The sequence below is a fragment of the Plantactinospora sp. CA-294935 genome (genome assembly GCF_050936445.1).
In the GTDB taxonomy this organism is placed as follows: Bacteria; Actinomycetota; Actinomycetes; order Mycobacteriales; family Micromonosporaceae; genus Plantactinospora.
This window is the reverse complement of record NZ_JBNJMU010000001.1, coordinates 7449234-7474716: the sequence shown is the minus strand read 5'-3', so window position 1 is coordinate 7474716 and position 25483 is coordinate 7449234. Positions and strand designations below refer to the sequence as shown.

21 protein-coding genes are annotated in these 25483 nt (G+C 72.1%); 13 read left to right on the top strand and 8 right to left on the bottom strand.

Features of this window, described 5'->3' with window-relative positions; all coding sequences use genetic code 11:
• Positions 1–121: 121 nt before the first annotated feature.
• Entirely contained in the window at positions 122–1828 is a 1707-nt protein-coding gene (locus ACQEVC_RS32650; RefSeq protein ID WP_432885347.1) for a glycoside hydrolase family 43 protein, read from the bottom strand.
• A gap of 388 nt (positions 1829–2216) precedes the next feature.
• On the opposite strand from ACQEVC_RS32650, the gene ACQEVC_RS32645 reads away from it, so the two are divergent.
• Both ACQEVC_RS32645 and ACQEVC_RS32640 read left to right on the top strand, forming a co-directional pair.
• Positions 2217–3209 carry an MBL fold metallo-hydrolase gene (locus ACQEVC_RS32645; RefSeq protein ID WP_432885344.1) on the top strand — a complete coding sequence of 331 codons (993 nt, stop codon included), beginning with the start codon at positions 2217–2219 and terminating at the stop codon, positions 3207–3209.
• A 135-nt stretch (positions 3210–3344) separates the two neighbouring features.
• Positions 3345–3920, top strand: coding sequence for a DUF4232 domain-containing protein (locus ACQEVC_RS32640; RefSeq protein WP_432885342.1), 576 nt, complete (start codon positions 3345–3347; stop codon positions 3918–3920).
• 166 nt (positions 3921–4086) lie between these two features.
• Here ACQEVC_RS32640 and ACQEVC_RS32635 read toward each other — a convergent pair whose 3' ends face one another.
• The 3 genes from ACQEVC_RS32635 to ACQEVC_RS32625 all read right to left on the bottom strand — a co-directional run bounded on the left by ACQEVC_RS32635 (position 4087) and on the right by ACQEVC_RS32625 (position 7515).
• Positions 4087–5508: a glycosyl hydrolase family 18 protein gene (locus ACQEVC_RS32635; RefSeq protein WP_432885339.1), complete on the bottom strand. Its 1422-nt coding sequence runs from the start codon at positions 5506–5508 to the stop codon at positions 4087–4089.
• A 416-nt stretch (positions 5509–5924) separates the two neighbouring features.
• Positions 5925–6509: a TetR family transcriptional regulator gene (locus ACQEVC_RS32630; RefSeq protein ID WP_432885336.1), complete on the bottom strand. Its 585-nt coding sequence runs from the start codon at positions 6507–6509 to the stop codon at positions 5925–5927.
• Between the two features lie 10 nt (positions 6510–6519).
• Positions 6520–7515: an aldo/keto reductase gene (locus ACQEVC_RS32625; protein WP_432885333.1), complete on the bottom strand. Its 996-nt coding sequence runs from the start codon at positions 7513–7515 to the stop codon at positions 6520–6522.
• 257 nt (positions 7516–7772) lie between these two features.
• Here ACQEVC_RS32625 and ACQEVC_RS32620 point away from each other — a divergent pair, with 257 nt between their 5' ends.
• The gene (locus ACQEVC_RS32620) at positions 7773–8090 is read left to right on the top strand and encodes a DUF6582 domain-containing protein (protein ID WP_318396399.1); all 318 of its coding nucleotides are present in this window, start codon (positions 7773–7775) and stop codon (positions 8088–8090) included.
• Between the two features lie 25 nt (positions 8091–8115).
• Here the strand turns inward: ACQEVC_RS32620 and ACQEVC_RS32615 are convergent, their stop codons facing one another.
• A complete protein-coding gene (locus ACQEVC_RS32615) occupies positions 8116–8877 on the bottom strand; it encodes a zf-HC2 domain-containing protein (protein ID WP_432885330.1) in 762 nt (253 codons plus the stop codon).
• A 161-nt stretch (positions 8878–9038) separates the two neighbouring features.
• Between ACQEVC_RS32615 and ACQEVC_RS32610 the strand changes: the two genes are divergently transcribed.
• On the top strand, positions 9039–9620 hold the full coding sequence (locus tag ACQEVC_RS32610) for a sigma-70 family RNA polymerase sigma factor (RefSeq protein WP_432885328.1): 582 nt from the start codon (positions 9039–9041) through the stop codon (positions 9618–9620).
• A gap of 57 nt (positions 9621–9677) precedes the next feature.
• Here ACQEVC_RS32610 and ACQEVC_RS32605 read toward each other — a convergent pair whose 3' ends face one another.
• From ACQEVC_RS32605 to ACQEVC_RS32595, 3 genes are all read right to left on the bottom strand, one after another.
• Positions 9678–11132: an ATP-binding protein gene (locus ACQEVC_RS32605; protein WP_432885325.1), complete on the bottom strand. Its 1455-nt coding sequence runs from the start codon at positions 11130–11132 to the stop codon at positions 9678–9680.
• 90 nt (positions 11133–11222) lie between these two features.
• Positions 11223–12881: an FAD-dependent oxidoreductase gene (locus tag ACQEVC_RS32600; protein WP_432885323.1), complete on the bottom strand. Its 1659-nt coding sequence runs from the start codon at positions 12879–12881 to the stop codon at positions 11223–11225.
• Between the two features lie 70 nt (positions 12882–12951).
• Positions 12952–14016, bottom strand: coding sequence for a zinc-dependent alcohol dehydrogenase family protein (locus tag ACQEVC_RS32595; RefSeq protein ID WP_432885320.1), 1065 nt, complete (start codon positions 14014–14016; stop codon positions 12952–12954).
• A gap of 633 nt (positions 14017–14649) precedes the next feature.
• Here ACQEVC_RS32595 and ACQEVC_RS32590 point away from each other — a divergent pair.
• From ACQEVC_RS32590 to ACQEVC_RS32550, 9 genes are all read left to right on the top strand, one after another.
• Positions 14650–15942 (top strand): cytochrome P450, encoded by a 1293-nt coding sequence (locus ACQEVC_RS32590; RefSeq protein ID WP_432885317.1) that lies wholly within the window; start codon positions 14650–14652, stop codon positions 15940–15942.
• 517 nt (positions 15943–16459) lie between these two features.
• A complete protein-coding gene (locus ACQEVC_RS32585) occupies positions 16460–17080 on the top strand; it encodes a helix-turn-helix transcriptional regulator (RefSeq protein WP_432885314.1) in 621 nt (206 codons plus the stop codon).
• A 310-nt stretch (positions 17081–17390) separates the two neighbouring features.
• Positions 17391–19928 carry a sensor histidine kinase gene (locus ACQEVC_RS32580; RefSeq protein WP_432885311.1) on the top strand — a complete coding sequence of 846 codons (2538 nt, stop codon included), beginning with the start codon at positions 17391–17393 and terminating at the stop codon, positions 19926–19928.
• Positions 19929–19948: 20 nt separating this feature from the next.
• The gene (locus ACQEVC_RS32575; protein ID WP_318396450.1) at positions 19949–20326 is read left to right on the top strand and encodes a roadblock/LC7 domain-containing protein; all 378 of its coding nucleotides are present in this window, start codon (positions 19949–19951) and stop codon (positions 20324–20326) included.
• A 191-nt stretch (positions 20327–20517) separates the two neighbouring features.
• On the top strand, positions 20518–21717 hold the full coding sequence (locus tag ACQEVC_RS32570; protein WP_346257517.1) for an ABC transporter substrate-binding protein: 1200 nt from the start codon (positions 20518–20520) through the stop codon (positions 21715–21717).
• Positions 21714–22631 carry a branched-chain amino acid ABC transporter permease gene (locus tag ACQEVC_RS32565; RefSeq protein WP_432885307.1) on the top strand — a complete coding sequence of 306 codons (918 nt, stop codon included), beginning with the start codon at positions 21714–21716 and terminating at the stop codon, positions 22629–22631. The genes ACQEVC_RS32570 and ACQEVC_RS32565 overlap by 4 nt, the downstream gene beginning before the upstream one ends.
• A complete protein-coding gene (locus tag ACQEVC_RS32560) occupies positions 22628–23695 on the top strand; it encodes a branched-chain amino acid ABC transporter permease (RefSeq protein ID WP_432885305.1) in 1068 nt (355 codons plus the stop codon). The genes ACQEVC_RS32565 and ACQEVC_RS32560 overlap by 4 nt, the downstream gene beginning before the upstream one ends.
• Entirely contained in the window at positions 23692–24453 is a 762-nt protein-coding gene (locus ACQEVC_RS32555; RefSeq protein WP_432885302.1) for an ABC transporter ATP-binding protein, read from the top strand. The genes ACQEVC_RS32560 and ACQEVC_RS32555 overlap by 4 nt, the downstream gene beginning before the upstream one ends.
• On the top strand, positions 24453–25349 hold the full coding sequence (locus ACQEVC_RS32550; protein WP_432885299.1) for an ABC transporter ATP-binding protein: 897 nt from the start codon (positions 24453–24455) through the stop codon (positions 25347–25349). The genes ACQEVC_RS32555 and ACQEVC_RS32550 overlap by 1 nt, the downstream gene beginning before the upstream one ends.
• Positions 25350–25483 lie beyond the last annotated feature (134 nt).

Sequence of the window (25483 nt, the reverse complement as noted above, 5' to 3'; positions counted from 1 at the left end):
GAATCCTTCTTCCGGAAGGTCTCCTCCGTGTGTCCCGTGGGATCCTATAGGAAGTCCGGTAGCTCCCTCCGTGGGGTCTCTGACCATCGTGGACGGACGGCGCGCGGGCCGGATGCGCGGATCAGCCAGGCTCGACCGTCCGGTACGTCGCCACGTCGAAGTCGGCGTACGCGCCGTCGGCACCCAGATCCTGCACCCAGAGCCCGACGAATGCGCCGGTGAAACCCCACGCCTCCGGCTCGCCCTCGCCGGTGCTCCTCGACGTGTACTCGTCGGAGAGGATCGTCGCGTCCAGCGCGGCGGGGAGTCCCTGCCACTCGTCGCCGGGCTCGGCTCGCTCCGACGTGGAGCGGAACGAGTAGCCGAACCTGACGAGCGGGCCGTCGAGGTGCACGCGCAGGCGTACCCGGTCGACCCCGGTCGCGTCGACGCGGCAGCCGGGGTGCTCGACCAGTCGACCGGTGTCGCAGGAGAGCACGTCCAGCACCCGACGGCCATCGTCGTCCACGCTCAGGTAGAGGTAGTGCCAGTTGCCGCTGTTGTAGTACGCCGTGATGCCGGCGAGCTGCCGGAAGGTGCGCGGCCGGAACTCCATGGTGGCGTCGAGCACGCAGTGTTTGGCGGTCACCCGGCGGGCGACGATGCTCGGCCGCTGCCGGCCCACCGGCGACTGCCCGCCGTAGACGCGCAGGTGCGACGGGCGGGCGTCGAGCCGTACCCAGTCGGGGGTGGCCGGGCGGCGCAGGGTCGACCAGTCGGGTCCCAGCGCCGGACCGTCGAAGTCGTCGCGCGCGACGTACCCCTCGGGCCGGTCCCCGGCGGTCCCCGCCGGACGGTGGCCGGACGTCGTCGCGCCGGCCGGTGCCGGCACGGTCTCGGCCGGAATGCCACCGTCGATGCGCGGCCAACCGGCCTCGTCCCAGGTCACCGACTGGATCGCCGTCTCCCGCCCGAGCACGCACCGGCCCAGCGGGGAGTACGGCCGGGCCACCAGGTGAGCCATGAACCACTGCCCGTCCGGCGTGCACACCAGGCTGCCGTGCCCGGCCTTCTGCAACTCCAGGTCCGGGCGTCCGGCGGAGGTGAGCAGCGGTCCACCGGGCGCCACCTCGTAGGGGCCGGTCAGCGCCCGGGACCGGGCGACGGTGACCTGATGCGTCCAACTGGTGCCGCCCTCGGCGGTGACCAGGTAATACCAGCCGTCCTTGCGATAGACGCGCGGCGCCTCGGTCAGCCCGGCGGCGGTACCCTCGAAGATCATCCGCTCCTCGCCGACGAGCCGGCCGGCCGCCCGGTCGTACCGCTGGAGCTGGATGCCGGCGAACCGGTTCCGTCCCGGGCGCCAGTCGGCGGCCATGGAAAGCAGCCAACTGCTGCCGTCCTCGTCGTGGAACATCGACGGGTCGAAGCCGCGCGCGTGCAGCGCCACCGGGTCGGACCACGGCCCGGCCAGGTCGGTGGCGGTGGTCAGGTAGTTCTGCGAGTCCCAGTAGCCACCGGCGAAGCTCGACACGTCGGTGAAGACGAGATAGAACACGCCGTCCCGATAGCTCAGGTCGGGTGCCCAGACCCCGGCCGAGTCGCCGGCACCGCCGAGGTCGAGCAGCCGGCGCTCGGTGAGGATGCCGCCGAGCGGTCGCCAGTGCACCAGGTCGGTGGAGTGGTGCAGGCGTACCCCCGGATACCACTCGAAGGTCGAGGTCGCGATGTAGTAGTCGGAACCGACCCGCAGGATGCAGGGATCCGGGTGGAAGCCCGGCAACACCGGATTGCGGATCAGGCCCTGCTCGCGCAGCACGGCCCCCGGCTCTGTTCTCGCGGATGTCATGTCGTCCCTTCCCCGTGGCCGGAGTCCTCGTCCGGCGTCAGCCAACCGCAATCATGCACATCAACATCCGGGAATGGGGATCCCGCAGGTGAGACTTCGGTCGCGGCGGGTCGGTCCGGAGGGATCGCCGCGCAACCCGTTCCGGGTCCGGCCGGCCGGGCGGGCCGGATCGGTGTGACCCTCCGACGATCTTCCCAGCCGGCGACGGCGCACCGTACCGCCGCTACCAGTGCTGATATCCGAAAGGATATCGGCGGATCGCCCCGATGGTCTTGGACGGCGAGGGTCGGCCGGTGATTGGGTTTCCGCACTCGACCGCCCGGTCGGGGCGTGCCGGCGCTGCTCAGGCGCACGCACACCCGGCCGGGCCCGATCGGAGGGGAAACTCATGCCCGAAACTCGACTCGACCGCCGGGGCCTGCTCCGGACCGCCGCCGTCGGTGCCGCCGCGACCGGGCTCGCCGCCACCGCCTCGCCGGGACCCGGGAGAGCCGCCGTCGCCGCGCCACGCCCGGCTCCGGCCGAACGCACCAGGTCGCGGGGTGCCGGTGCCGCGACGTTCCGCTGGTTCGGTACGGCCGGCTGGCGGATCGACATCGGCACCCGGACGGTACTGGTCGACCCGTACCTGAGCCGGTACAAGACCGGGCTCTTCGAGGGCGGGGCGGACCTGGCCACCCCACTGACCGTGGCCACCGCCGCCGTCGACGAACACGTGGGCCGGCCCGAGACGGTACTGGTCACCCACTCGCACTGGGACCACTTCAACGACGTACCGCACATCGCGACGACGACCGGGGCGCGGGTGCTCGGCACCATGACGACGTACCAGCTCGGCCTGGCCTCCGGTATCCCGTCCGGGCAACTGGGGCTGGTGAAGGGCGGCGAGGTGCTCGACTTCGCCGACTACACCGTCGAGGTGGTCGCCTCGCTGCACAGCCGGAACGCGGCGTACTCGATCGGCATCCCCGGAGTGCGGCTGAGCCGGCCGCCGAAGCCCGCCACCGTCGCCGACCTGCCGGAGGGCGACACCCTCGCCTTCCAGGTGACCGTCAAGGACGGTCCGGCGGTCTTCTTCATGGGCGCCAGCGACTTCGTGGAACGCAACGTGACCGGGCTGCGGCCCGACATCGCGATGATCGCGATGGCCGCCAGCACCTCCACCCACGAGTACCTGCCCCGGCTGCTCGCGGCGCTGGACTATCCGGAGATCGTGGTGCCGGTGCACTGGGACAACTTCGAGACCGAGTTGCGGAATCCGCCGCCGATCGCGCCGGCCGACCGGCCGCGGTTCGAGGCGATGCTCACGGCGATCCGGCGAGCGGCGCCGAGGAGCCGGATCGTCGTTCCGGAGTACCTGACCGGCTACACCTTCGGCTGACCGGTGCCACGCGCACGCATCCGGCCATCCGCGATATCGGGATTGATATCGTTCCTGGTCAGCAGCCTGCCCGTACCGCGACAGGAGCCGGCGGCGCACTCGACGAGACCCCCTGAGGGGTCAGGAAGGCAACGCATGACGATCGGCATCCCGCCGTCCCGCCCCGGACGGATGCGCCGGCTCGGCACACTGCTCGGCGCGGCCGCGCTGCTCGCCGCGTGCGGTACGCCGAGCAGGCCGCCGATACCGGAGCCGACCCTGACCGCCGATCCGGCGCCGACCGCCGTCGAGTGCCCCGACGGCTTCCTGATCACCGCCGGTGAGGTGGAGCCGGCGCTCGGCCTACGGGCACTCGGGATCGAGCTGCGTAACTGCGGCACGGCTCCGTACCGGCTCGACGGTTATCCGGCGGTGCGGGTGCTGGACCAGGAGCGGCGGGCGCTCGACGTCACGGTCGGCAACGGGTCGGCGCCGGTGAGCAGCCCGGACAGCTACGACGTGCCGCCCCGGCCGGTGGTGCTGCAGCCCGGCGAGACGGCGAGGGCCCGGGTGCTCTGGCGGAACACCGTCACCGAGTCCACCGAGCCGGCCACGAACGCGAGCTACCTGGAGATAACGCCCGCACCCGGCTCACCGGCCCAACTCGTCGCGCCGCGTGGCGGGATCGACCTGGGCAGCACCGGCCGGCTGGCGGTGAACGTCTGGCGGTGAACGTCTGGCGGGCGGTGAGCGTCGGGCGGGCGGTGAGCGTCTGGCGGGCGGTGAGCGTCTGGCGGTGGACCTCTGCGGTGGACCTCTGCGGCGGCGCGGGACAGGACCGGCTGGACACCATCCGGCCCGGCCGCTTGTGGCGACCGGGCCGGATGCGGTGCCGGGATCAGGCCGGAAGTCGCCAGACCTGGTTGGCGCCGCCGAAGCAGTCCCAGATCTGTAGCCGGGTGCCGTCGGCCGAGCTGTTGTCGGTAGCGTCCAGGCACTTGTTCGAGGCCGGGTTGCGCAGGGTGCCGTTACTCTGCGCCTGCCACACCTGCGCGCCGGTGCCGTTGCAGTCGTAGAGCTGCACCTTCGCGCCGTTGGTGGTCGCGGCGGCGGTGATGTCGGCGCACTTGCCGAGCGCCCGCAGAGTGCCGTCGGTGCCGACCGTCCAGCGCTGGGCGTCGCTGCCGTTGCAGGCGTAGAGCTGGATCGCCGTGCCGTTCGCGGTGGAGGCCGCCGCGACGTCGACGCACTTGCCGCCGATGCCGGTGATCTGACCGGTCCGGCCGCTCGGCGGCGGGGTGCCGCCGCCCATCACCGTGTCATAGATGGCGCTGACCAGCGAGGTCGCGTTGTTGGTGTCCTGGGACAACTCCCAGTTCATCATCCCGCCGGCATTGGCCATCGCCCACTGGGTCTTGCGCTTCACCGTCGGGATGCCGTTGTAGCACTGCTGCGCCCCGCCGGCCGTGGTGCAGTCCCGGTTGGCGTTGGCCGGGTCCATCGCGACCAGTGCGGAGTAAGTGTAGTAGCCGGGCCGGCTGTAGAACGGTACGCCGAGCACGGCCTTGCTGGCCGGCAGGCCGCGCGACTTCCAGCCGTTCACCGCGTTGATCGACCAGTCGTAGTTGGCGTGCGGGCTGCCGCCGTCGTACGCCATGATGTTCAGCCAGTCGACGTAGCCGAAGACGGCCGGTTGCACCCCGTTGACGGTACCGCCCTCGGAGACCACCGCCGCGGTGAGCAGCTTGCCTCGGCTGCGGAGCTGCCCACTGAGCTGCTGCATCAGCGCGCTGAAGTTGTTCGCCGAGGTGCCGGGGTCCGGGTACTCCCAGTCCATGTCGACACCGTCCAGGTTGTACTGGGTCACGAAGCTGATCACGCTGTTCACGAACGTGGTCCGGCTGGCGGCGTTGGACGCCAGCGCCTCGAAGGCCGAGTCGTCCCCGTTGTTCCACCCGCCGATCGCGATCGACACCTTGACGTTGCTGCTGTGCGCCCGCGACACCAGCGAGGAGAGTTTGCTCGGGTTCTCCACGGCCCGCAGCGTGCCGTTCGCGTTCGGTAGTACGAACGCGTAGTTGATGTGGGTCAGCTTGTTGTACTGGATGGCGTTGACGTCGCCGGCCCAGCTCGGCAGGTAGCCGACGCTCTTGAAGTTGTCGGGCAGCACGACGGCCTCGGCGGGGGAGAGCGGTGCGAGCGCGACGGCCGTGCCGGTCGCGGCGGTGGCGAGCGCGAGTGCTCCGGTGAACAACCTGGACCGGATGCCGGGGCGGCGTCCCGGCCGGCGGACCCGCTCGGCGCTCAGGGTGGGTGACATCGGCGTTCCCTTCTGTCGCAGGCGCCTCAACGACTCGATCCGACCTGGTGGGGGTGGGGGTCGCTGCGGGACCGGCGCGGCGGCAGCGAGGTTCGGCGCCGGCACCGGGCGAAGCGGGATCGGGATCGATGTTGCTGAGTTGCTGAAACATTAGGAAAGTTAACTAATAAAGTCAATGCACCGTTTCAGGTGAGCCGAAGGCCCCCGCCTGGTCGGGTGAATGGGACCGCCGCGCGTCGCTCGGCGGGCATCCGTCCCGCCGTCGCCCGGCGGCGACCCCGTCCGGCCCGTGGTGAGTGAGTGTCTGGGCGGACCGAGGCCCGCCGTGCTCCTTGCCGGGCGCACGGACGGGGCAGCTCGACAGTGTGCCCACCAGGTTCGGTGCCGGGACGGAGGGTGCCGGGCCGGGCGGCGGTTCAGCGCGGCCGGAGACCGTCGAGCAGCAGGTCGCAGACGGCGTCGAGCTGCTGCTCGATCTCCGGGTCGGCCCACTGGGCGCTGTGCGTCGGATCGTGGAACCGTGCCGTCGCGTGCAGCACCGCCCGGGCGGCTCGTGGCACGTCGTCGACGGCGAAGTCGCCGTCGGCGACCCCGTCCGCGATGATCCGGGAGAGCTGCGTGACCAACCCGTCCAGCGATGCGGCGATCACCGTACTGGCCTCGCCGACCAGCACGATGTAGGTGGCGAAGAGTTCCGGGTCGTCGAGCGCCGTCACGCGCTTCGCACCGTGCAGCGTGTGCAGCCAGGACCGCAGCCGCTCAGGCGCCGGTGCGGTACTGGCGGTCACCGCCGGCAGGTCCGCGTGCACCCGCTCCAGCCACCGGTCGGCGACCGCCTCGCGCAACGCCGTCTTGCTGGCGAAATGCCGATAGACGCTGCCGTGGCTCACTCCCAGCGCCCGGGCGACGTCCACCACGGTCGCCTTGGCTGGGCCGAAGCGGCGGAGGACCTCCTCCGCCGCTTCGAGGATTCGTTCCGGGGTCAGCGTCGAGTCGGCCATGGGCACTATTTCACCGTTCGCTGTCCAGGTGCTCCATCAGGGGGGCGGCGTAGCGGGCGCCGGCGGCGGAGTCGACCGGTACGGCCCGCTCGATGGCGGCCAGGTCGTCGGCGTCGAGCTTCAGGTCGAGCGCACCGAGCGACTCGGCCAGCCGGTCCCGGCGCCTGGCCCCGACCAGCGGCACGATGTCGGTGCCCCGGCTGAGCACCCAGGCGATCGCCACCTGCGACACGGTCGCCCCGCGAGCCTGCGCGACCTCGCGCAGCGCGTCCACCAACAGCAGGTTCGCCTGGAGGTTGTCGCCGGTGAAGCGGGGGCTGAACGAGCGGAAGTCGCCGGGGGAGAGCTGGCGGTCGGCGGTCCAGTGCCCGCTGAGCAGCCCTCGGGACAGCACCCCGTACGCCGTCACGCCGATGCCCAGCTCGCGACAGGTGGGCAGGATCTCCGCCTCGACGGTCCGGGACAGCAGCGAGTACTCGATCTGCAGGTCGGCGATCGGGTGTACGGCCTGGGCCCGCCGGATCGTCGCCGCGCCGACCTCGGAGAGGCCGATGTGGCGTACCCGGCCGGCGGTCACCTGCTCGGCGATCGCGCCGACCGTCTCCTCGATCGGCACCGCCGGGTCGAGCCGGGAGAGCCGGTACACGTCGACGTAGTCGGTGTCGAGCCGGCGCAGGGTGTACGCGAGGAAGTTCTGTACCGCTTCGGGGCGGCCGTCGATGCCGTTCCAGCCGCCCTGCGGGTCGCGGAGCGCGCCGAACTTGACACTGATCGCGACCTGGTCGCGCTCGCGTTCGCGCAGTGCGCGCCCGAGCAGCATCTCGTTGTGCCCGGCGCCGTAGAAGTCGCCGGTGTCCAGCAGCGTGACCCCGGCGTCCAGGGCCGAGTGGATCGTCGCGACGCTCTCCGTGTCGTCGGCGGGCCCGTAGAGGTCGGACATCCCCATCGTGCCGAGGCCGAGGGCGGAGACCGTGGGGCCGTTGCTGCCGAGTGTCCGGTTCTCCATGTTCTGCTCCTTGTTCGTGTGTGCCGGTCCCGCTGATCCGGTGGACCGACTGCCGGTTTCCGGCGATGTCTGTATCCGGCGACTCCAGGCTGGCCGGTGGCCGGGCCGAGCGTCGCCGCTTCACCAAGTATGGACTAACGGATGACAGAATCCAAATTCTGTCACCCCAACGCGTCGGTGGCCCGATCAGCCGGTTATCGGTCAGGGGCAGGGGTAGGAGAACTTCGGTGGGGGAGACCGCTCATCAGGAGGACGCCATGAAGACCACCTGGAAGCCCGTCGACCAGCACGGGGTGATCAGCAGCAAGCAGTCGCGGGAACTGCCGGACAGCGCGTTCGCCTTCCCGGGCAAGCGCAAGGAGCCGCTCACCGACGCGTCGCACGTGCGCAACGCCATCGCCCGGTTCGACCAGACGCACGACGTCAGCGACGCCGAGCGGGACCAGGCGTTCGCGAACATCCTCGCGGCGGCGAAGCACTACGACATCCAGGTCGCCGAGTCCGACTGGCGGCAACTGGGCAAGCGTCCGCACACGCCGAACCCGGCACACGGCGGACGCAGCTCACGCGGTTGAGCGGCGCGGGCATCGCCCGGTGCGGTCAGGCCGCCCGGTGGTGGGTATGGGCCTGGGCCGTCCCGGGCCGGGCCCGGACCAGCCGTAGGCGCGGCGGTGCCGGTGCCGGCTCCTCCTCGAACGTCGCCCGCCAGCCCGGCCCGGTCCGCTGCCCGTGCCGGGACGGCGGCTCGCCCGACTCGATCGACGGGCGGGACAGGCCGAGAATGATCAGATAGCCGGCCAGGATCAGCCCGTGACTGAGGATCCGGTTCGGGTCGACCCGGCCGGCGATCGCGTCGTTGACCGAGAGCAGGGTCAGCACGGCGACGAACGCGGTCAGCGTGGGCACCAGACCCAGCGGCCGGGTACGGCGAAGTGCGATCCAGGCGAATCCGGCGCCGAGCGCGACGTTCCAGGCTGCCGACTCGTGCCACAGGTGGTCGGGGCCGCCGCCGAGCACGACCTCGAGGCCGTGCGGATGGCCGGTCGAGCCGATGCCGGCGATCTGGGCCGCGCCGAGCAGGAACTGGGCGACGCCGACCACCCCGAGCGCGACCCGGAGCGTACTGGCCAGCCGGGCCGCCCGCCCCGGTCCGGGAGCGGCCGCGAGCAGCCGGTCGTCGATCTCCATCGGCGGCGGTACGACGCTGGTCCGGGCGAGCCTGTTCAGCGCCGTCGCGCTCTCCAGCCAGCTCCGGCACTCCGCGCAGCCGGCGAGGTGGCGGTCCACCCCGGCCCGCTCGACCGGATCCTCCTCGCCGTCCAGCCGGGCCGACAGGGCTTCTCGATACTGTTCGCACCGCACACACTCATAGTCGGGCCTGACGGTCCGCTGGTTCCCCCGGGGGTAAGCATTCTGCTGCCGGCCCTGCTCGACCGGGGCTCACCAGCATGATCGACCCGTTCGGCGATCAGATGCCCACCGGGGGTATTCGAGGCGGCCGCCGGTACCGGTAGCTTTGGGGCATGCCTCCCTCCGGCGTCGAGAGCGACGAGATCACCAGGCTTGCGCTGGCCGCCAAGGCCGGCGACCGCTCGGCGGCAGCCGCCTTCATCCAGGCGACCCAGCACGACGTGCAGCGGTTCGTCTCCCACCTGGTGGGTGCCGGCGAGGCGGAGGATCTGGCCCAGGAGACCTACCTGCGGGCGATGCGCGCACTGCCCCGCTTCGCGGCCAGGTCGTCGGCGAAGACCTGGTTGCTCTCGATCGCCCGGCGGGCCTGCGTCGACCACGTCCGGACCGCCATGCGCCGTCCCCGGGTCGCGTCGCTGCCGGACTGGCAACTCGCCGCCGACGCCGAGCTGGCCCGGGGCAGCACCGGCTTCGAGGGCGCCGTGGAACTGGCCCGGCTGCTGGCGGACCTGCCGCCGGACCGCCGGGAGGCGTTCGTCGCCACCCAGGTGGCCGGGCTGAGCTACGCCGAGGCGGCCGAGGTCTGTGACTGCCCGGTCGGCACCATCCGGTCCCGGGTGGCCCGGGCCCGGGAGGACCTGGTCGCGGCCATCCGCGCCGACGGCTCCGGCCGCCGGCTCCGTTCGACGAGCTGACCCGTCCGCGCGACCGTGCGGCCCGCCGCCGGAACCGGCGCGGTGCCGGCCACCGGATCAGGAGAGCGCGGCCTCCACCGCGCCGGGCTCGGGCCCGGAGATCGGCAGGCAGACCCGGAAAGTCGTACCCCCCGGCTCGGACTCGACCCGGATGTCCCCGTGGTGCTTGTTGACCACGATCCGGTACGAGATGTCCAGCCCCAACCCCGTGCCGTCCCCGATCGGCTTGGTGGTGAAGAACGGCTCGAAGATCCGGGACCGGACGTCGGCCGGGATGCCCGGTCCGGTGTCGACGATCTCCACCACGATCGAGTCGTCGTCCCGCCCGGTGCGTACGGTCAGCACACCCTCCTCGCCGATCGCGTAGAGCGCGTTGTCGACCAGGTTGGTCCACACCTGGTTGAGTTCGGCGGCGTAGACCGGGATCGCCGGCAGGCTGCGGTCGTACTCCTTCAGCACCTGGACACCGGGCTTGACCTTGGCGTTGAACATCGCCAGCGTGGCGTCGAGCAGGTCGTGCACGTCGACCGTCCGGTGCGGGGCCCGGTCCAGTTGCGAGTACTGCTTCGCCGCCCCGACCAGCCCGGTGATCCGGCTCAGCGCGTCGTCGATCTCGCCGAGCAGCAGTTCGGTCTCGACGGTGTAGGTGAGCCACCGGATCGCCGGCTCCAGGTCGTCCGGGCGTACCGCCGTGCCGACCTGCTCCAGCCAGGGCACGTCGATCCCACCGGCGGTCAGCGTCGGGGCGAGGTCCCAGCCGCCGGTGACGTCGTGCTCGTCCAGCCAGTCGGCCAGGGCGTCCTCGGCGTCGCTGGTCTCCAGCGGGGAGAGGGTGGGCGCGGTGGCGGCCTGCTTGACGGCGGCCTCCTGGAGTTCGACCAGGCGTTGCAGCCGCTCCCCGTCGAGGCGGCCGTCGGCGATCATGGCCAGCTTGTGCCGCATTCCGGCGACCCGGTCCCGGAGCACCGAGGTGGCCCGGACGGCGGCGGCGGCCGGATTGTTCAGCTCGTGGGTCAGCCCGGCCGACAGCGAGCCGAGGGCCAGCAGCCGTTCCCGCTCGCCCACCACGGTCTGGGTGGTCCGCATGCCGATGAAGAGCCCGTCCAGCAGGTGCATCGCCATCGGGAACCAGCGCCGCATCGCCGTGCTGATCACCTCGGCCGGCAGGGTGAAGAGCGTCACGTCGGTGATCGCCCGCATCCCGTTCAGGTAGGTCTGCACCCGCTGCTCGTTCAGGTACGGCTGGGTCGCCCCGCCGTACACGCCGCGCTGGTCGGTGCGGGTGATCTCGACCCGGTCGCCCTGCACCATCCGGATCAGCGAGACGGTGCCGTCGAGCAGCACGTAGAAGCAGCTCGCCTCGGCGCCCTCGACGAAGATGTCGGCCCCGGCCGGCAGCCGCTGCACCCGGCCGTGCTCGTGGATGTAGCCGAGCTTCTCCTCGTCCAGCGACTCGAACAGGAACAGCGTACGCAGTTCCTCGATCGCCAGCCGTTCGTCCGATCCGGTCATCTCGTCACCCGATTCGTGTTCGTGAGCCGTCTCCCGCCCGAAAGAGCTGCACTGCGCCGCCAGAGAGCTGCACTGCGCCGCCAGATAGCTTCACTGCGCCGCCAGATACTGGTGGGCCAGCGAGACCACCATCGCACCCTCGCCGACGGCCGAGGCGACCCGCTTGATCGAGTCGGCCCGGACGTCCCCGGCGGCGAATACCCCGGGCAGGCTCGACTCCAGCGGGTACGGGTCGCGGGGCAGCGACCAGCCGGCCGGCCGCCGGCCGTCGCTGCTCAGGTCCAGCCCGGTCAGTACGTACCCCCGGGCGTCCCGGGCCACCACGTCGGCCAGCCAGTCGGTACGCGGTTCGGCGCCGATGAAGACGAAGAGCCAGGACGCCTTCACGGTCCTCTGCTGCCCGGCCCGGTTGTCGCAGATGACGAGCTGCTCCAGGTGGTCGGTGCCCTCGCCGCCGACCACCTCGGAATGCGGGTGCACCTCGATGTTGTCGATCCGTTCGATCTGCTCGATCAGGTAGTGCGACATCGAGCGGTGCAGGTCGGGGCCGCGTACCAGCAGGTGCACCCGGCGGGCGTGCCGGGCGAAGTAGACCGCCGCCTGCCCGGCCGAGTTCGCCCCGCCGACGATGTAGACCTCCTGACCGGCGCAGTTCGGCGCCTCGGTCGACGCCGAGCCGTAGAAGACGCCCCGGCCGGTCAGGTCGGCCAGCCCGGGTGCGGAGAGCTGCCGGTAGGAGACCCCGGTGGCCAGCACCACCGTGTGGGCGGCGATCGACGAGCCGTCGCTGAACCGGAGCAGCCGGGTCGCCCCGGCCGCCTCCAGCCCGATCACGTCCCGGGCGGTCAGCAGTTCGGCGCCGAACTTCAGCGCCTGCCGGCGGGCCCGGTCGGCGAGCTGCGATCCGGAGACTCCGTCCGGGAAGCCGAGGTAGTTCTCGATCCGGCTGCTCTGCCCGGCCTGACCGCCGGTCGCCTGCCGCTCGACCAGCACCGTCCGCAACCCCTCGGAGGCGCCGTAGACCGCCGCGCCGAGTCCGGCCGGGCCACCGCCGACCACCACCAGGTCGTAGAAGTCGGCGGCCGGGGTGGTGGAGAGCCCGCACCGGTCCGCCAGTTCGGCCTCGGTCGGTTTGACCAGCGCGCTGCCGTCCACGGTGATCACCACCGGCACGTCGGCCGGGTCGGCCCCGGCGGCGGTCAGCAGCCGCCCGCCCTCCGGCTCGTCGGCCAGCAGCCAGCGGTACGGCACCAGGTTGCGGGCGAGGAAGTCGCGGATCTCGAACGACGGCGCGGACCAGCGGTGGCCGATCACCCGTACCTCGTCCGGGGCGGCCTCCGGGGTCGCGGCCCAGGCCTCCAGCAGGCTGTCCAGCACCGGATAGAGCTTCTCCTCCGGCGGATGCCAGGGCTTGAGCAGGTAGTGGTCGAGGTCGACGACGTTGATCGCGTCGATCGCCGCGTTGGTGTCCGCGTAGGCGGTCAGCAGCACCCGGCGGGCCGTCGGGAAGAGGTCCATCGCGGCTTCGAGGAACTCGATGCCGTTCATCTGCGGCATCCGGTAGTCGGCGAGCAGCACCGCGACCTGGTCGCCACGGAGTTTGATCTCGCGCAGCGCGGTCAGCGCCTCCTCGCCGGAGGAGGCGCGGACCACCCGGTACCGGTCGCCGTAGCGCCGCCGTACGTCCCGGGCCACCGCGCGCGACACCGCCGGGTCGTCGTCGACCGTCAAGATCACCGGGTTTGCCATGGCACCAATGAAAGCATCCGGAACGGGCCTTGACGAACGTCGATAGCGACCCGCCGGTAGCCTCGGGCGGTCAGACCCGATTCGGCTGGATCAGCCGGATGCCGCCGACCGGCGGCCGGTCCAGGGTGGCCAGCGCCGCCGGCGCCTCGGCCAGCCCGATCGTCTGGGTGACCAGTTCCGCGGGTCGGAGCACCCCGGCGCCGACCAGCGCCAGCAGTTCCGGGTACGCGTGCGCGGCCATCCCGTGGCTGCCGCGCAGTTCCAACTCGTACCCGATGACCCGGTCCATCGGCACCGCCGGGTGCCCCTTCGCGGCCGGCAGCAGCCCGACCTGCACGTGCCGGCCCCGGCGCCGCAGGCTCTCGATCGACCCGGCACAGGTCGGCGCGCTGCCCAGCGCGTCCAGCGACAGGTGCGCGCCCCCGCCGGTCAGTTCGCGGATCGCCCCGGCCACCGCCTGCGGGGCGGGCAGGGTGCCGGCGTCCAGGCAGACGGTGGCACCGAACCGGCGGGCCAGCTCCAGCGCGGCCGGGCTGACGTCGACCGCCACCACCCGGGCGCCGCAGGCCACCGCGATCATCACCGCGGAGAGTCCCACCCCGCCACAGCCGTGTACCGCCACCCACTCGCCGGCGGCCACCCGGCCCTGCGCGACCACCGCCCGGAACGCGGTGCCGAACCGGCAGCCGAGCGCGGCGGCAGCGGCGAAGCTCAGCTCGTCGGGGAGCCGGACCAGGTTCACGTCGGCGTGCTCGACCGTGACGAGGTCGGCGTACGAGCCCCAGTGGGTGAAGCCGGGCTGGGTCTGCCGCTCGCAGACCTGCTGGTCCCCGGCGAGGCAGGCGGGGCAGGTGCCGCAGGCGCAGACGAACGGGGCGGTGACCCGGTCACCGGGCCGCCAGCCGCGCACCGCCGGACCGACCGCCGCGATCACACCGGCGAACTCGTGCCCCGGCACGTGCGGCAGGCGGATGTCCGGATCGTGCCCCTGCCAGCCGTGCCAGTCGCTGCGGCACAGCCCGGTCGCCCCGACCTCGATCACCACGCCCGCAGGGCTCGGCACCGGATCGGGCACGGTACGCAGCTCCGGCCGCCCGCCGAACTCCTCGAACACCACCGCCCGCATGTCGATCATCCTCACACGCGAGGACCCCCGGACACGGCCGGGCCCCTGCCGTCGGCTCGCGACGGAGAGGGGGCCCGGCTCGACCGGATCGAACTCAGGAGCGGCGCTGGTCAGGATGGACCGCACGGGGAGGTCGAGAGAGGTTCGTCGTCTGGCCAACGTGGACCTGACGGGTCGTCGAGGTGAGTGGTTACACATCAGTGAACATTTAGTATTGGCGACGATCTACCCAAACGATCGCTCAACCGGCACCCTTTCACCGCAATTATCCGGTCCGCTGGGGGCGGTCCCAGTCCACCGGGCCCGGACGCGGAGACCGCGACGCACGACGTGACCCGGATCGGGGTCGGTGACGCGGCGTGACGGTCGACCAGTGGGCGTGACCAGGCAGCAAGGTGCAGGTGGCAACTTGCAATCTGGCATCTTGCCGGCCTCCCGCCGGGCGTGGCCGACGTCGCGCCGGAGCGCCAATACAATGGCACAAGCCAATACCTTGACTTACCGTCTGTCGCAGCGCATCGTGAGATTCCAGATGTCGTTGGGAGTTACGGGGCAACTCATTCCCGGTGGGCCAACTATTGCCACCGGGGCCCTGCCATCGGAACCCTACGACAGCGCCCGAGCGTGGGCCAGGAGGCGGCCATGGAACTCAGCCCGTTCGCTGGTACCTATCTGACCGACCCGGCCACGGTGTGGCGAGATCTGCTGGACCGCCCGGAGAGCGTGCACTACGCCGAGGACCTGGGCATGTGGTTGATCAGCCGGCACGAGCACGTCCGGCAGGCGTTCGGGGACGCGGACAGTTTCGGCAACGCCCTCACCCTGGCCCCGGTCTACGAGATGTGTCCCGAGGCGCTGGCGATCGTGATGCGGCTCGACGTACCAGCGACGACGGCCGCGGCCGACTCCCCGGTGCACACCCGCACCAGGCGGGCGCTGCGGGCCACCTTCGCCAACACCGGCCCCCGGGTCGCCGCCCAGTACGGGCCGATCGTGCGGCGCCGGGTCGACCAACTCGTCGACGCCGTCACCGCCCGCCGGGGCGAGGTCGTCGACCTGATCCCGGAGTTCACCGCCCTGCTGCCCCTGCTGGTGGTGCTGGACATCCTCGGCGTACCCGACCGGGATGTGGCCCGGATCCGGCAGTGGGCCGACGGGCAGATCGCCCTCGTCTGGGGCCAACCCGACCCCGCCGAACAGGTACGCCTCGCCCAGGGCCTGCTCGACTTCTGGCACTACTGCCAGGACCTCGTCGGCCAGCGCGCCGACGGCGACCTCGACGGCGACGACTTCGTCTCCCGGGCACTGCGCTACCGCGACGGCGACGACGAGATCCTCACCGTCGCCGAGGTCGCCTCCATGGCGTTCAACCTGCTCGTCGCCGGCCACGAGACCACCGCCGGACTCCTCGCCCACGGCCTGGAACAGGCGCTGTCCGTGCCGGGACGGTGGGAACGCATCGCCGACGACCCGGCCAGCGTCCCGGCCTTCCTGGAAGAGGCGCTCCGGTTCGGTCCCGCCATCGACGGCTGGCTGCGGGTGACCCTGCGACCGGTCACCATCGGCGGCGTCACCATCCCCGCCGGGCAACGGTGCCTGCTCCTCATCGGCGCCGCGAACCGCGACCCGGCGACGTTCACCGGTCCGGATCGGTTCGATCCGGACCGGGAGGACGTCAAGGACCATCTCTCCTTCGGTTACGGTCCGCATTTCTGCATCGGTGCCGCACTCGCCCGCCTCGAGGCCCGGATCGCGCTCGTACGGCTCGCGGAGGCAATTCCCGGGCTGCGTCTGGTGCCGGGTCACGTAAGTACCTACAAGCCCAATGTCGCGTTCCGTGCCCACCGGGTGCTGCCCGCGGTCGTCGATATCGGCAGTGCGCCGAGGGAACGACAGGAAGATCCACCGGACGCGCTTACCGCCCGTGCCGCCTAGCCGATCCCGTGCCGACCGGCTAATTCGCGTCCCGAGTCCCGGCCCGTCGATACCGGCCCGGCTGACGGCGGGGCCGGGTCAGGCATCCGGGTACGCCGGACCGGGTGCGTCGGATCTCGCCGACTCGGATCACGCTCTGTCAATGAGCCGCCAGGGATCGATCGACATCGTCACATCGATGGATGACCGGTGTCGCCGGTCTCCGACCGATGATTGCGGAGTGTCGCCATTCGCCGCTCTCGGCGGAAGGGATGAATCCGGGCAACCGGTGGTGGTCCGTTCCTTCGTAGATCGTTTTCGTACCGTCAAGTAGATCGGCGTGCGAGGTTTTTCACTTACCGTCAACGATAGGTGGCGCGTAAGGCTTCACACCCGTCGCTGCGGAGGTAAGAATTGGCCCCGGCAAATGCCGGGTCATGATCTGCGCTGCGCGTCTCATGATCTGGTGCGAGTGATCGGATCGCTGACCAACGAAGGTGAGCAAATGGACGCTGCGTCGTCAGGTACCGCTGAGTCGATGGCCACCCGACAGTTCCAGCGCGAACTGCGCCGCTGGCGTACCCGCAAGGGGCTGACCCAGCGCGCCCTCGCCGACCGCGTGCGGTTCAGCCGGGAGACGGTGGCGGCGGTGGAGGCGGGCCGCCGGTACGGCAGCCAGGAGCTTGCCGTGCGCTGTGACGACGTACTCGGGACCGGAGGTCTGCTCACCGCGCTCTGGCCGCAGGTGGCGGTCGAGCAGATCGCCGCGGACGGACGGCGCGGGCCGCGCGGCGCCGTGGCCGGCCGGGTGGACCCGACCAGGGCCGACCCCGAGTCCACCGTCGGGGAGCGACAGTCCGTGGTGGACGCGATCGACGAGCTGCGGGATCTGATCGACCAGATGCTGCGGGTGCACTTCCCGGCGGCGTCCGACCGGCGGCCGGAGGAGGCGCACCGGCTCACCGAGGAGGCACACCGCCTCGCGGCGCAGGTGCACCGGTTGCACGGCGACGACGCCGGCCACCCGGACGACCCGCGGTCGGTGGAGGAGTCCCGGCAGCCGGTGGCCGAGTCGCGCCGGCCGCCCGGCGAGGCCCGCCGGCCCTTCGCCGAGTCCCACCGGCGAGGCCGGGTCGGCGCGCTGCGCCACCGGCACTGAACCGCTCTCACCTGACTGTTGTGCACCAGCAGACGCGGGTCGGCGAGCGCGTCGACCAGCCTCCCGGGTATCGCTGCCTGCGGAAGTAACTGCCTGTTCATCGGCGGGTACAGATAGTGGTACGAGCTGTTTGTACCACGGTTAACCCTGTTGCCCGGCCCCGCCGGTCCGGCGCAATGGGACTTGCTAACTGCAAGATGCAGATCTCCTCGATGACGAGCCGTGGGAGTCAGTCTTGGCCTCGACCACCCGATCCCACGCGGCCCGACCCCAGCCCGTACGCCGACGCGGCTGGAAGATCGCCTCTCGGATGCGCATCATCGTGGCCGCGCCGTTGGTGGCGGTCGTCGGGTTCGCCGGACTGGCGCTGGCAGACAGCGCCCGGCAGGCCGAGCAGGCCAGCGACCTCGGCGTACTTGCCCAACTGGGCGCCGAGGCCGGCCGGCTGGCCTACCAGCTCCAGCGGGAACGGGCGGCCGCGGCCGACCTGCTGACCGCCGCCACGCCCCGGCAGCAGGACACCTACGCCCGGCAGGCGGCCGCCACCGACGAGATCGTCGCGCGCTACCAGCGGCAACGGGCGCTCGCCCCCGAGCCGGCCGCCGGGCCGGGCAGCGTACTGGCCCGGATCGACAACGCGCTGGCCGACCTGTCGCCGCTGCGGACCCAGGTGCGTACCGCTGCGCACGCGGCCGTCTCCGCCACCACGTTCAGCTACCGGATCGTCATCGCCGACCTGCTCGCGTACCGGGAGTCGATCGCCCAGGGCGTCGTCTCCGCCGAGGTCGCCGACGGGATCCGGGCCGCTGCCGCACTGTCGAAGACCGCGGAGGCGCTCGGCCAGCAACAGGTGGCGGTGCTGCGGGCGATCGCCGCCGGCCAGCTCACCCCGGCGATGCAGCAGGACATCACCGCCGCCCGGACCGGCTTCACCGAATCGAGCCTGGCCTTCCTCGGTCTCGCCCCCGGCCAGTGGCAGGTCTGGTGGGAGCAGGCCGGCAGCGGCAAGGAGGCGCTCACCCTGCAACGCCTCCAGGACCAGGTCTCCCGGGCCGAGATCGGCGCCCCGCTGGAGGTCGAGACCAACGCCTGGATCGGCGCCACCCAGGGCTGGGCCGCCCGGCTGTTCGAGGTGCAGCAGCGGGTCGACTCCGCCGTGCTGGCCGAGGTGGACACGGCCCGGGTGGAGCAACGCTGGCGGGCCGTCGCCGAGGGCGCCGCGATGGCGGTCGCGCTGCTGCTGACCGTACTGGTCACCTGGGCGGTCGCCCGGCAGATCACCCGACGGCTGCGCCGACTGCGGGACGCGGCGCACGCGGTGGCGTACACCGAACTGCCGGCGATGGTCGCCGAACTGCGCAGCCTGGACAGCGCCGGCATCCATCCGGAGGCCCTCGCCCGGGCCTCCGCCTCCACCCTGGAGGCGTCCAGCGGTGACGAGATCGGCGAGGTGGGCGAGGCGTTCGCCGCCGTACACCAGGCGGCCGTGCGGACCGCCGCCGAGCAGGCGGTCATGCGGGCGAACACCGCGGACATCTTCGTCCACCTCAGCCGCCGCGAGCAGCGGCTGGTGGACGCGGTACTGGCCCAGGTGGACAAGGTCGAGCAGGACGAGACCGACCCGGAACGGCTACAGCAGCTCTACACCCTGGACAGCCTGGCGACCCGGATGGGACGGATCAACGCCAGCCTCCTCGTGCTCGGCGGTGTGGGCGTCGGGCGGGTACGCCACGAGGACGTACCGATGCAGAAGGTCGTGCAGGCGGCGCTATCGCAGATCGAGCACTACACCCGGGTCCGGATCGGCGTCGTCGACCCGGACGTGGCGGTCGCGGCCGACAAGGTCGACGAGGTGGTGCACCTGCTCGCCGAGTTGATGGACAACGCGACCGCGTACTCGCCGCCGGAGACCGAGGCGTGGGTGACCGCGCGCAGCCTCGGCGACCGGGTCATCGTGCAGGTCAGCGACGAGGGTGTGGGGCTCTCGCTGCAACGGCTGGCACAGCTCAACGACCTGCTGGCCCGGCCACCGGCCACCGACGTGGCGGCGGTCCGGGCGATGGGTCTGGTCGTGGTCGGCCAACTCGCCGGTCGGCTCGGGGTGGCGGTCGAACTACGGCCCGGTCCCAAGCTCGGCACCATCGCCGAGATCTCGCTGCCGGCGACGCTGATCCGCCCCGTGCCGCCGGAGAGCCAACTGCTGGCGCCCGGCCGGCTGTCGACGATGCAGGAGGGCCGGGCACGCGGCACCGCCGTACCGGTCTCCTCGTCGACCGTCACCCCGAACGGCCCGGCCCGCCGGCCGACCTCGGAGCGGGCGCTTCCGTCCGGGTCGGTCTTCCGGCCGGCGGCCCAGCGGGCCGACCGGGGCGACGACCCGACCCAGGAACTGGTCATCTTCGAGCAGGTCAACAACTGGTTCCGTACCGACCGGTCGGGCACTCCGGTCGGGGCGCCCACGGGCAACGGCGCGAGCAGCCCAGTGGGGGTCAGTCCCGAACCGGTCGGCCCGCCGGTCGGTGCGTCCAACGGGACCGGCGGATCCAACGGTGGCTACGGCACGACGGGCTGGCAGACCCGGGGCGACGAGGGGTGGCGGGCCGCCACCGGGCTGGCCAACCCGGACATCTCCGGGACCACCCCGTCCGGGCTCCCGATCCGTCAGCCGCAGCGGCACCTCGTGCCGGGCGGCGTCGCCCCGCCACCCGAACAGCAGCCGGTCTCGGAGCACCGCGACCCGGCCGAGGTGGCCAACGCGATGGCCGCCTACGCCCGGGGCGTGGCCGCCCGCCGTCCCAAGCTGGTGAACGCCTCGGCGACAAGCGACGCGACAGGGAGTACTACGTGAACCAACGAGATCTCGGCTGGATGCTGGACAGTTTCGTCGAGCGGGCCCCGGAGGTCAGCCACGCCATCGCCATCTCCAGCGACGGCCTGATGGTGGCGTCCACCCGGAACCTGCCACCGGACCGGGCCGACCAGCTCGCGGCCACCGGCAGCGGCCTGGTCAGCCTGCTCCGGGGCGCCGCGGGCTTCTTCGAAGCGGGCGCGGTGATCTCCAACGTCACCCAGCTCGAGGGCGGCTTCATGTTCTCGATGGCGTTCAACGACGGTGCCTCGCTGCTGGTCCTCGCGGCGCCCACCTGCGACGTCGGCAAGGTCTCCTACGAGATGACGGAACTGGCGAACCGGATTGGAGACGTACTGACGCCGGCGGCCCGCGCCGCGGTGGCGCAGGGACGCTGACGGCGGCGCGGCCCCGATGTCCGGAGCCAGTTCCGACACACCGTGCCGCCGCACCGCCCGGTGGCCCGGGCCGGCCTCCCGCGAAAGTCGTCGTCCCGGCACCACCCTCCGCCGGCTCCGCCAGCCCGGCGGCCACCACCCCACGACCACACCTTCCCCACAACCTTCCTCACCCCTCGACTGGAGAAGTCATGCCTTTCCCCACCGGTACGAGCCGGCGTCGCGCCCTGACCGGCGCGCTGCTCGCCCTCGGGTTGACCGTGGCCGGTAGCGCCTGCAACAGCGGCGACGACGCCGGCGGCACGCCGGGCACGATAAAGATCGGTCTGCTCGCCTCGCTCTCCGGCACCTACGAGGCGGTCGGCACGGAGATCCGCGACGGTTTCGAGCTCTACCTGCGGATGCACGACGGCAAGCTCGGCGGCCACAAGGTCGACCTGATCGTCGCCGACGAGGGTAACGGCGCGCAGACCGCCGTACCCGCCGCCACGAAGCTGATCAAACAGGACCGGGTGCAGGCGCTCACCGGCATCGTCGGCGGTGGCTCGGTGGCCGGGGTCGCCCCGGTGCTCGCCGAGGCGAAGATCCCGTTCGTCGGCTCCAACGGCAACCCCGGGCTGAAGGACGTCTCCCGGTCCTGGTTCACCTCCTACCTCTCCGACGAGCCGGGCGCGGCGATCGCCGAGTACGTCCGGGACAACGTCAAGGGCGAGGTCTTCGCGATCGGCCCGAACTACCAGGGCGGCTGGGACGAGCTGCGCGGCTTCACCGACACCTTCAAGGAGATCGGCGGCAAGCTCGCCAACCCGGACGGCAAGACCCTCTGGACGCCGTTCCCGCAGACCACCAACTTCCTGCCGTACTTCGCGAAGATCAAGGCATCCGGTGCCGAGGCGGTCTTCACCTTCTACGCCGGTACCGCCGCCGTCGACTTCGTGAAGCAGTACGCCCAGTCGGAGATCAAGGACCTGCCGCTCTACGCCGCCGGCTTCCTCACCGAGGGCGGCGTGCTGAACGCACAGGGCGAGGCGGCCCGGAACATCTACTCCGTACTCAACTACTCGCCCGACCTGGACAACGCCGAGAACCGTTCCTTCGTGGCGGCCTGGAAGGAGAACCACGACGGTTCGCCCACCACCTACGCGATGGCCTCCTACGACGCGGCGGCGGTGCTGGACAAGGCGATCGGCGCGGCCGGCGACAACCCCACCCCGGAGGAGATCAACAAGGCGATCGCCGGGCTCGGCCAGATCGACAGCCCGCGCGGCACCTGGCAGTTCTCCAAGGAGACGCACTCGCCGGTGCAGAAGTGGTATCTGCGGCAGGTCCGGCAGGACGGGCGCGCACTCTCCAACACCGTCGTCGGTGACCTGGCGACCGTGGGCGGATGATGCTCCAATCGGCGCGGGTCCTCGGCCCGGTCGACCCGTACCTGATCCCGGCTCTGGACGGTGTCGCCTACGGGTTGCTGCTCTTCGTCGCGGCGTCCGGGTTGGTGTTCTGCTTCGGCGTGGCCAACATCCTCAACCTGGCGCACGGGCTGCTGTACGCGATCGGCGCGTACCTCGCCGCGGCGCTGCTGGACGGCGGCTGGGGCAGCCTGCTGCTCGCCCTGGGCGTGGGAACGCTGGCGGCGGCCGGTGCGGGAGGCCTGCTCGCGGGCCTGCTCGCGCCGGTCGCCCGGCGTGACCACCTGACCCAGGCGCTGCTGACCTTCGGAGTGGCGCTGGCCGGGGGCGCCCTGCTGGTCACCGCGTTCGGTCCGGACAGCCTTCCGGTGCGGATCCCCGCCGCGCTGGACCGCTCGGTGGAGGTGGCCGGGCACCGGTACGCGGCGTACCGGCTGGTCTTCATCGGGGTGGCCGCGGTCATCGCGGTGCTGCTCTGGCTGGCGGTGGCCAAGACCCGGGCCGGGATGCTGGTCCGGGCGGCGGTCGACGACGCCGACATGGTCGCCTGCCTGGGGGTGAACCCGGCCCGGATCCGGCTCGGCGTGCTCGCCGCGGCCGGCGCGCTGGCCGGTGCCGCCGGGGTGCTCGGCGCGCCGATCATCGGCCCGGCACCGACCACCGGCGACACCGTGCTGCTGCTCTCGCTGGTCGTGGTGGTGCTCGGCGGCCTCGGCTCGGTCCAGGGCACCCTGCTGGCCGCCCTAGCCGTCGGCGAGATCCAGAGCCTCGGCGTCGCGCTGGCGCCGACCGCCGCGCCGTTCCTGCTCTTCGCGGCGATGGCCCTGGTGCTCGCCGTCCGGGCCCGCGGGCTGCCCGGTCGGTTCCTGCGGCTGCGCCCGGGGGGTACGACGTGACCCCGGCCGCCCGGCGCTGGCTGGTCCGGGCCGGGGGAGCCGGACTGCTCGCCGTCGCCGTCGCGGTGCCCTGGTCCGTGGACGCCTACACCACCTCGCTCTTCGCCCGCACCCTGGTACTGGGGCTGGTCGGGGTGAGCGTGGCGCTGCTGACCGGGCTGGCCGGGCTGCCCACGCTCGGCCAGACCGGGCCGTACGCCGCCGGTGCGTACGCCAGCGCCCTGGTCGCGATGCACGTCTCGTCGGTCGGGGTGGTGCAGGTGCTCACCGGGGCGGCGGCCGGCGCGCTGTTCGCCCTTCTCACCGTGCCGCTGGTGGTGTACGCCCGAGGCGTGGTCGTCCTGATGATTACCCTGGCCATCGGTGAACTGACGGTGACCGCCGCCGGTCGGTGGACCTCGGTCACCGGAGGGACCGACGGGCTCGCCGGAATCCCGGCGATCCAGCCCGTCTGGGGCATGGCTCCGCTGGCCAGCGACCGCGCACGCTATCTGTACACGCTGGTCGTCGTCGGGGTGGTGATAGCGGCCATGGTGATGCTGTTGCGTACGCCGGCAGGGCTGCTGTTGCGGGCCAGCCGGGACGACGAGGCGCGGACCCGGGCCTCCGGACACCGGGTCACCGGCTACCTGGCGGTGACCTTCGTCGGGGCCGGGGCGGTGGCGGGGGTCGCCGGCTCGCTGCTGATCACCGCACAGCAGTACGTCTCGCCGGCCGACTTCGGCTTCGACGTCTCCGCACTGCTGCTGCTCGGCGTGGTGATCGGTGGTGCGGCGTCGATCGGCGGCGCGATCGTCGGTACCGCCCTGGTGATCGCGGTACGGGACTGGCTCTCCGGCCTGCTGCCCGGGTACGCGCCGCTGCTGCTCGGCGGTCTCTTCGTGCTGACCGCCTATCTCTTCCCCCGTGGCGTGGCCGGTTTCTCGACCGAACTCGCCAACCTGGTCAGGTCCCGTTCGCGGGGCCGGACCGGGCCGGGGGATCGCCCCGGGACGGGAATCCAGGGCCGCCCGTCCCGGGGCGAACCCGTCGGCGCCGCACCGACGAGCGGGGAGACGCGATGACGGCACTCGCGACGACGCCACTGCTGACGGCCGAGGCGGTGGTCCGCCGGTACGGCTCGCTGATCGCGGTGAACCGGGTGGACCTCCGGGTCGCCGACGGCGAGCGGCACGCCCTGATCGGGCCGAACGGTGCCGGCAAGACCACCCTGCTCGACCTGATCGGCGGGGCGACCCGGGTCGACGGCGGGCGGATCCGCTTCGCCGGCCGGGACATCACCCGGCTCGGCCCGGCCCGGCGGGCCCGGATCGGGATCGGCCGGATCCACCAGCGTCCGGCCGTCTGGCCGTCGCTGACCGCACTGGAGAACGTCGTGGTCGCCGGTTGGCACCAGGCCGGCGGGTTCTGGGGCGTACGCTCCCGGAACCGGTTCCGGCGGCGGCTGCGCGAGCCCGCGCTGGCCCTGCTCGACCGGGTCGGACTCGCCGGCACGGCGTCGACCACGGCGGCGCACCTGTCGCACGGCGAGCGGCGCCAACTGGAGATCGCGATGGCGTTGGCCGGCCGTCCCCGCCTGCTGCTGCTCGACGAGCCGGCCGCCGGACTCTCCGGAGTGGAGGTGCACCGGCTGGCCGAGCTGCTGGCGGAACTGCCCCGGGACGTGTCGGTGCTGCTGGTGGAGCACCGGCTGGACCTGGTGTACGCGCTGGCCGACACGGTCACCGTGCTGCACGACGGCCGGCTGGTCGCCAGCGGCGAGCCGGACGAGATCCGCAACGCACCCGCCGTCCGGCGGGCGTACGCCGAGGCGGTGCGGTGATGCTGCGGGTGCAGGGCCTACGCGCCGGCTACGACGGCGGTACGGTGCTGCACGACGTCGACCTCGAGGTGCCGGCCGGTACGGTGCAGGCGTTGGTCGGCCGCAACGGCGCCGGCAAGAGCACCCTGGTGCACGCCGTCGCCGGCCTGCTGCGGCCGTACCGGGGAATCGTCTCGGTCGACGGCGTGGACCTGGCCGGCAAGCCGGCGCACCGGGTCGCCCGGGCCGGTGTCGGGCTGGTGCCGCAGGGGCGCCGGGTGTTTCCCCGGCTGACCGTCTCCGAGCACCTGACGCTGGCCGCCTCGCTGCGCCGCCGTGGCCGGTCGCGGTCCGGTCCGAACTGGACGGTCCCCGGGGTCCTGGAACTGCTGCCCCGGCTGGCCGAGCGGTTGGGCCACCGGGGCAACCAGCTCTCCGGCGGGGAGCAGCAGATGCTCGCCATCGCCCGGGCCCTGCTCACCCAGCCCCGGGTGCTGCTCCTCGACGAACCGGGCGAGGGGCTCGCCCCGGACCTGGCGGCCCGGGTCCGGGAACTCGTGACCCGGCTCGCCGGGGCCGGGTTGTGCATCCTGCTCGTCGAACAACAGCTCCAGCACGCGATCGAGGTCGCCGACCGGATCGCGGTGCTGGACTACGGCCGGCTGGTCTTCGCGGACTCGACGGCCGCCGTGCGCGCCGACCCCGCCCCGGTGGAGGCGGTACTCAGTGTGGCGGGCGCGGCCACGCCGGCAGGGACCGGACCGGTCCCGTCCGGCCAGGAGTCCACGGCCCCGACCGGGCCCGACTCCGCCCGCTCCGGGCCAACGGGAGGCCCGGGCACGCTCGTGCCTGATTCCGACCCCTCGGCAGACCCCAGGTCCGCCCCAACCACATCCTCTTCCTCATCCGCACCCTGAGAACCGTCGGATCCCGACGTTCGTCGCAGCGCTGACTCCGTGTCGGCACCGGTACCCCCACGTTCCTCCGGTGCTGACGCGCGATGACGCGTGCCCGGATTGTCGTCACAGATCATCACGAAGGAGGTACCGAT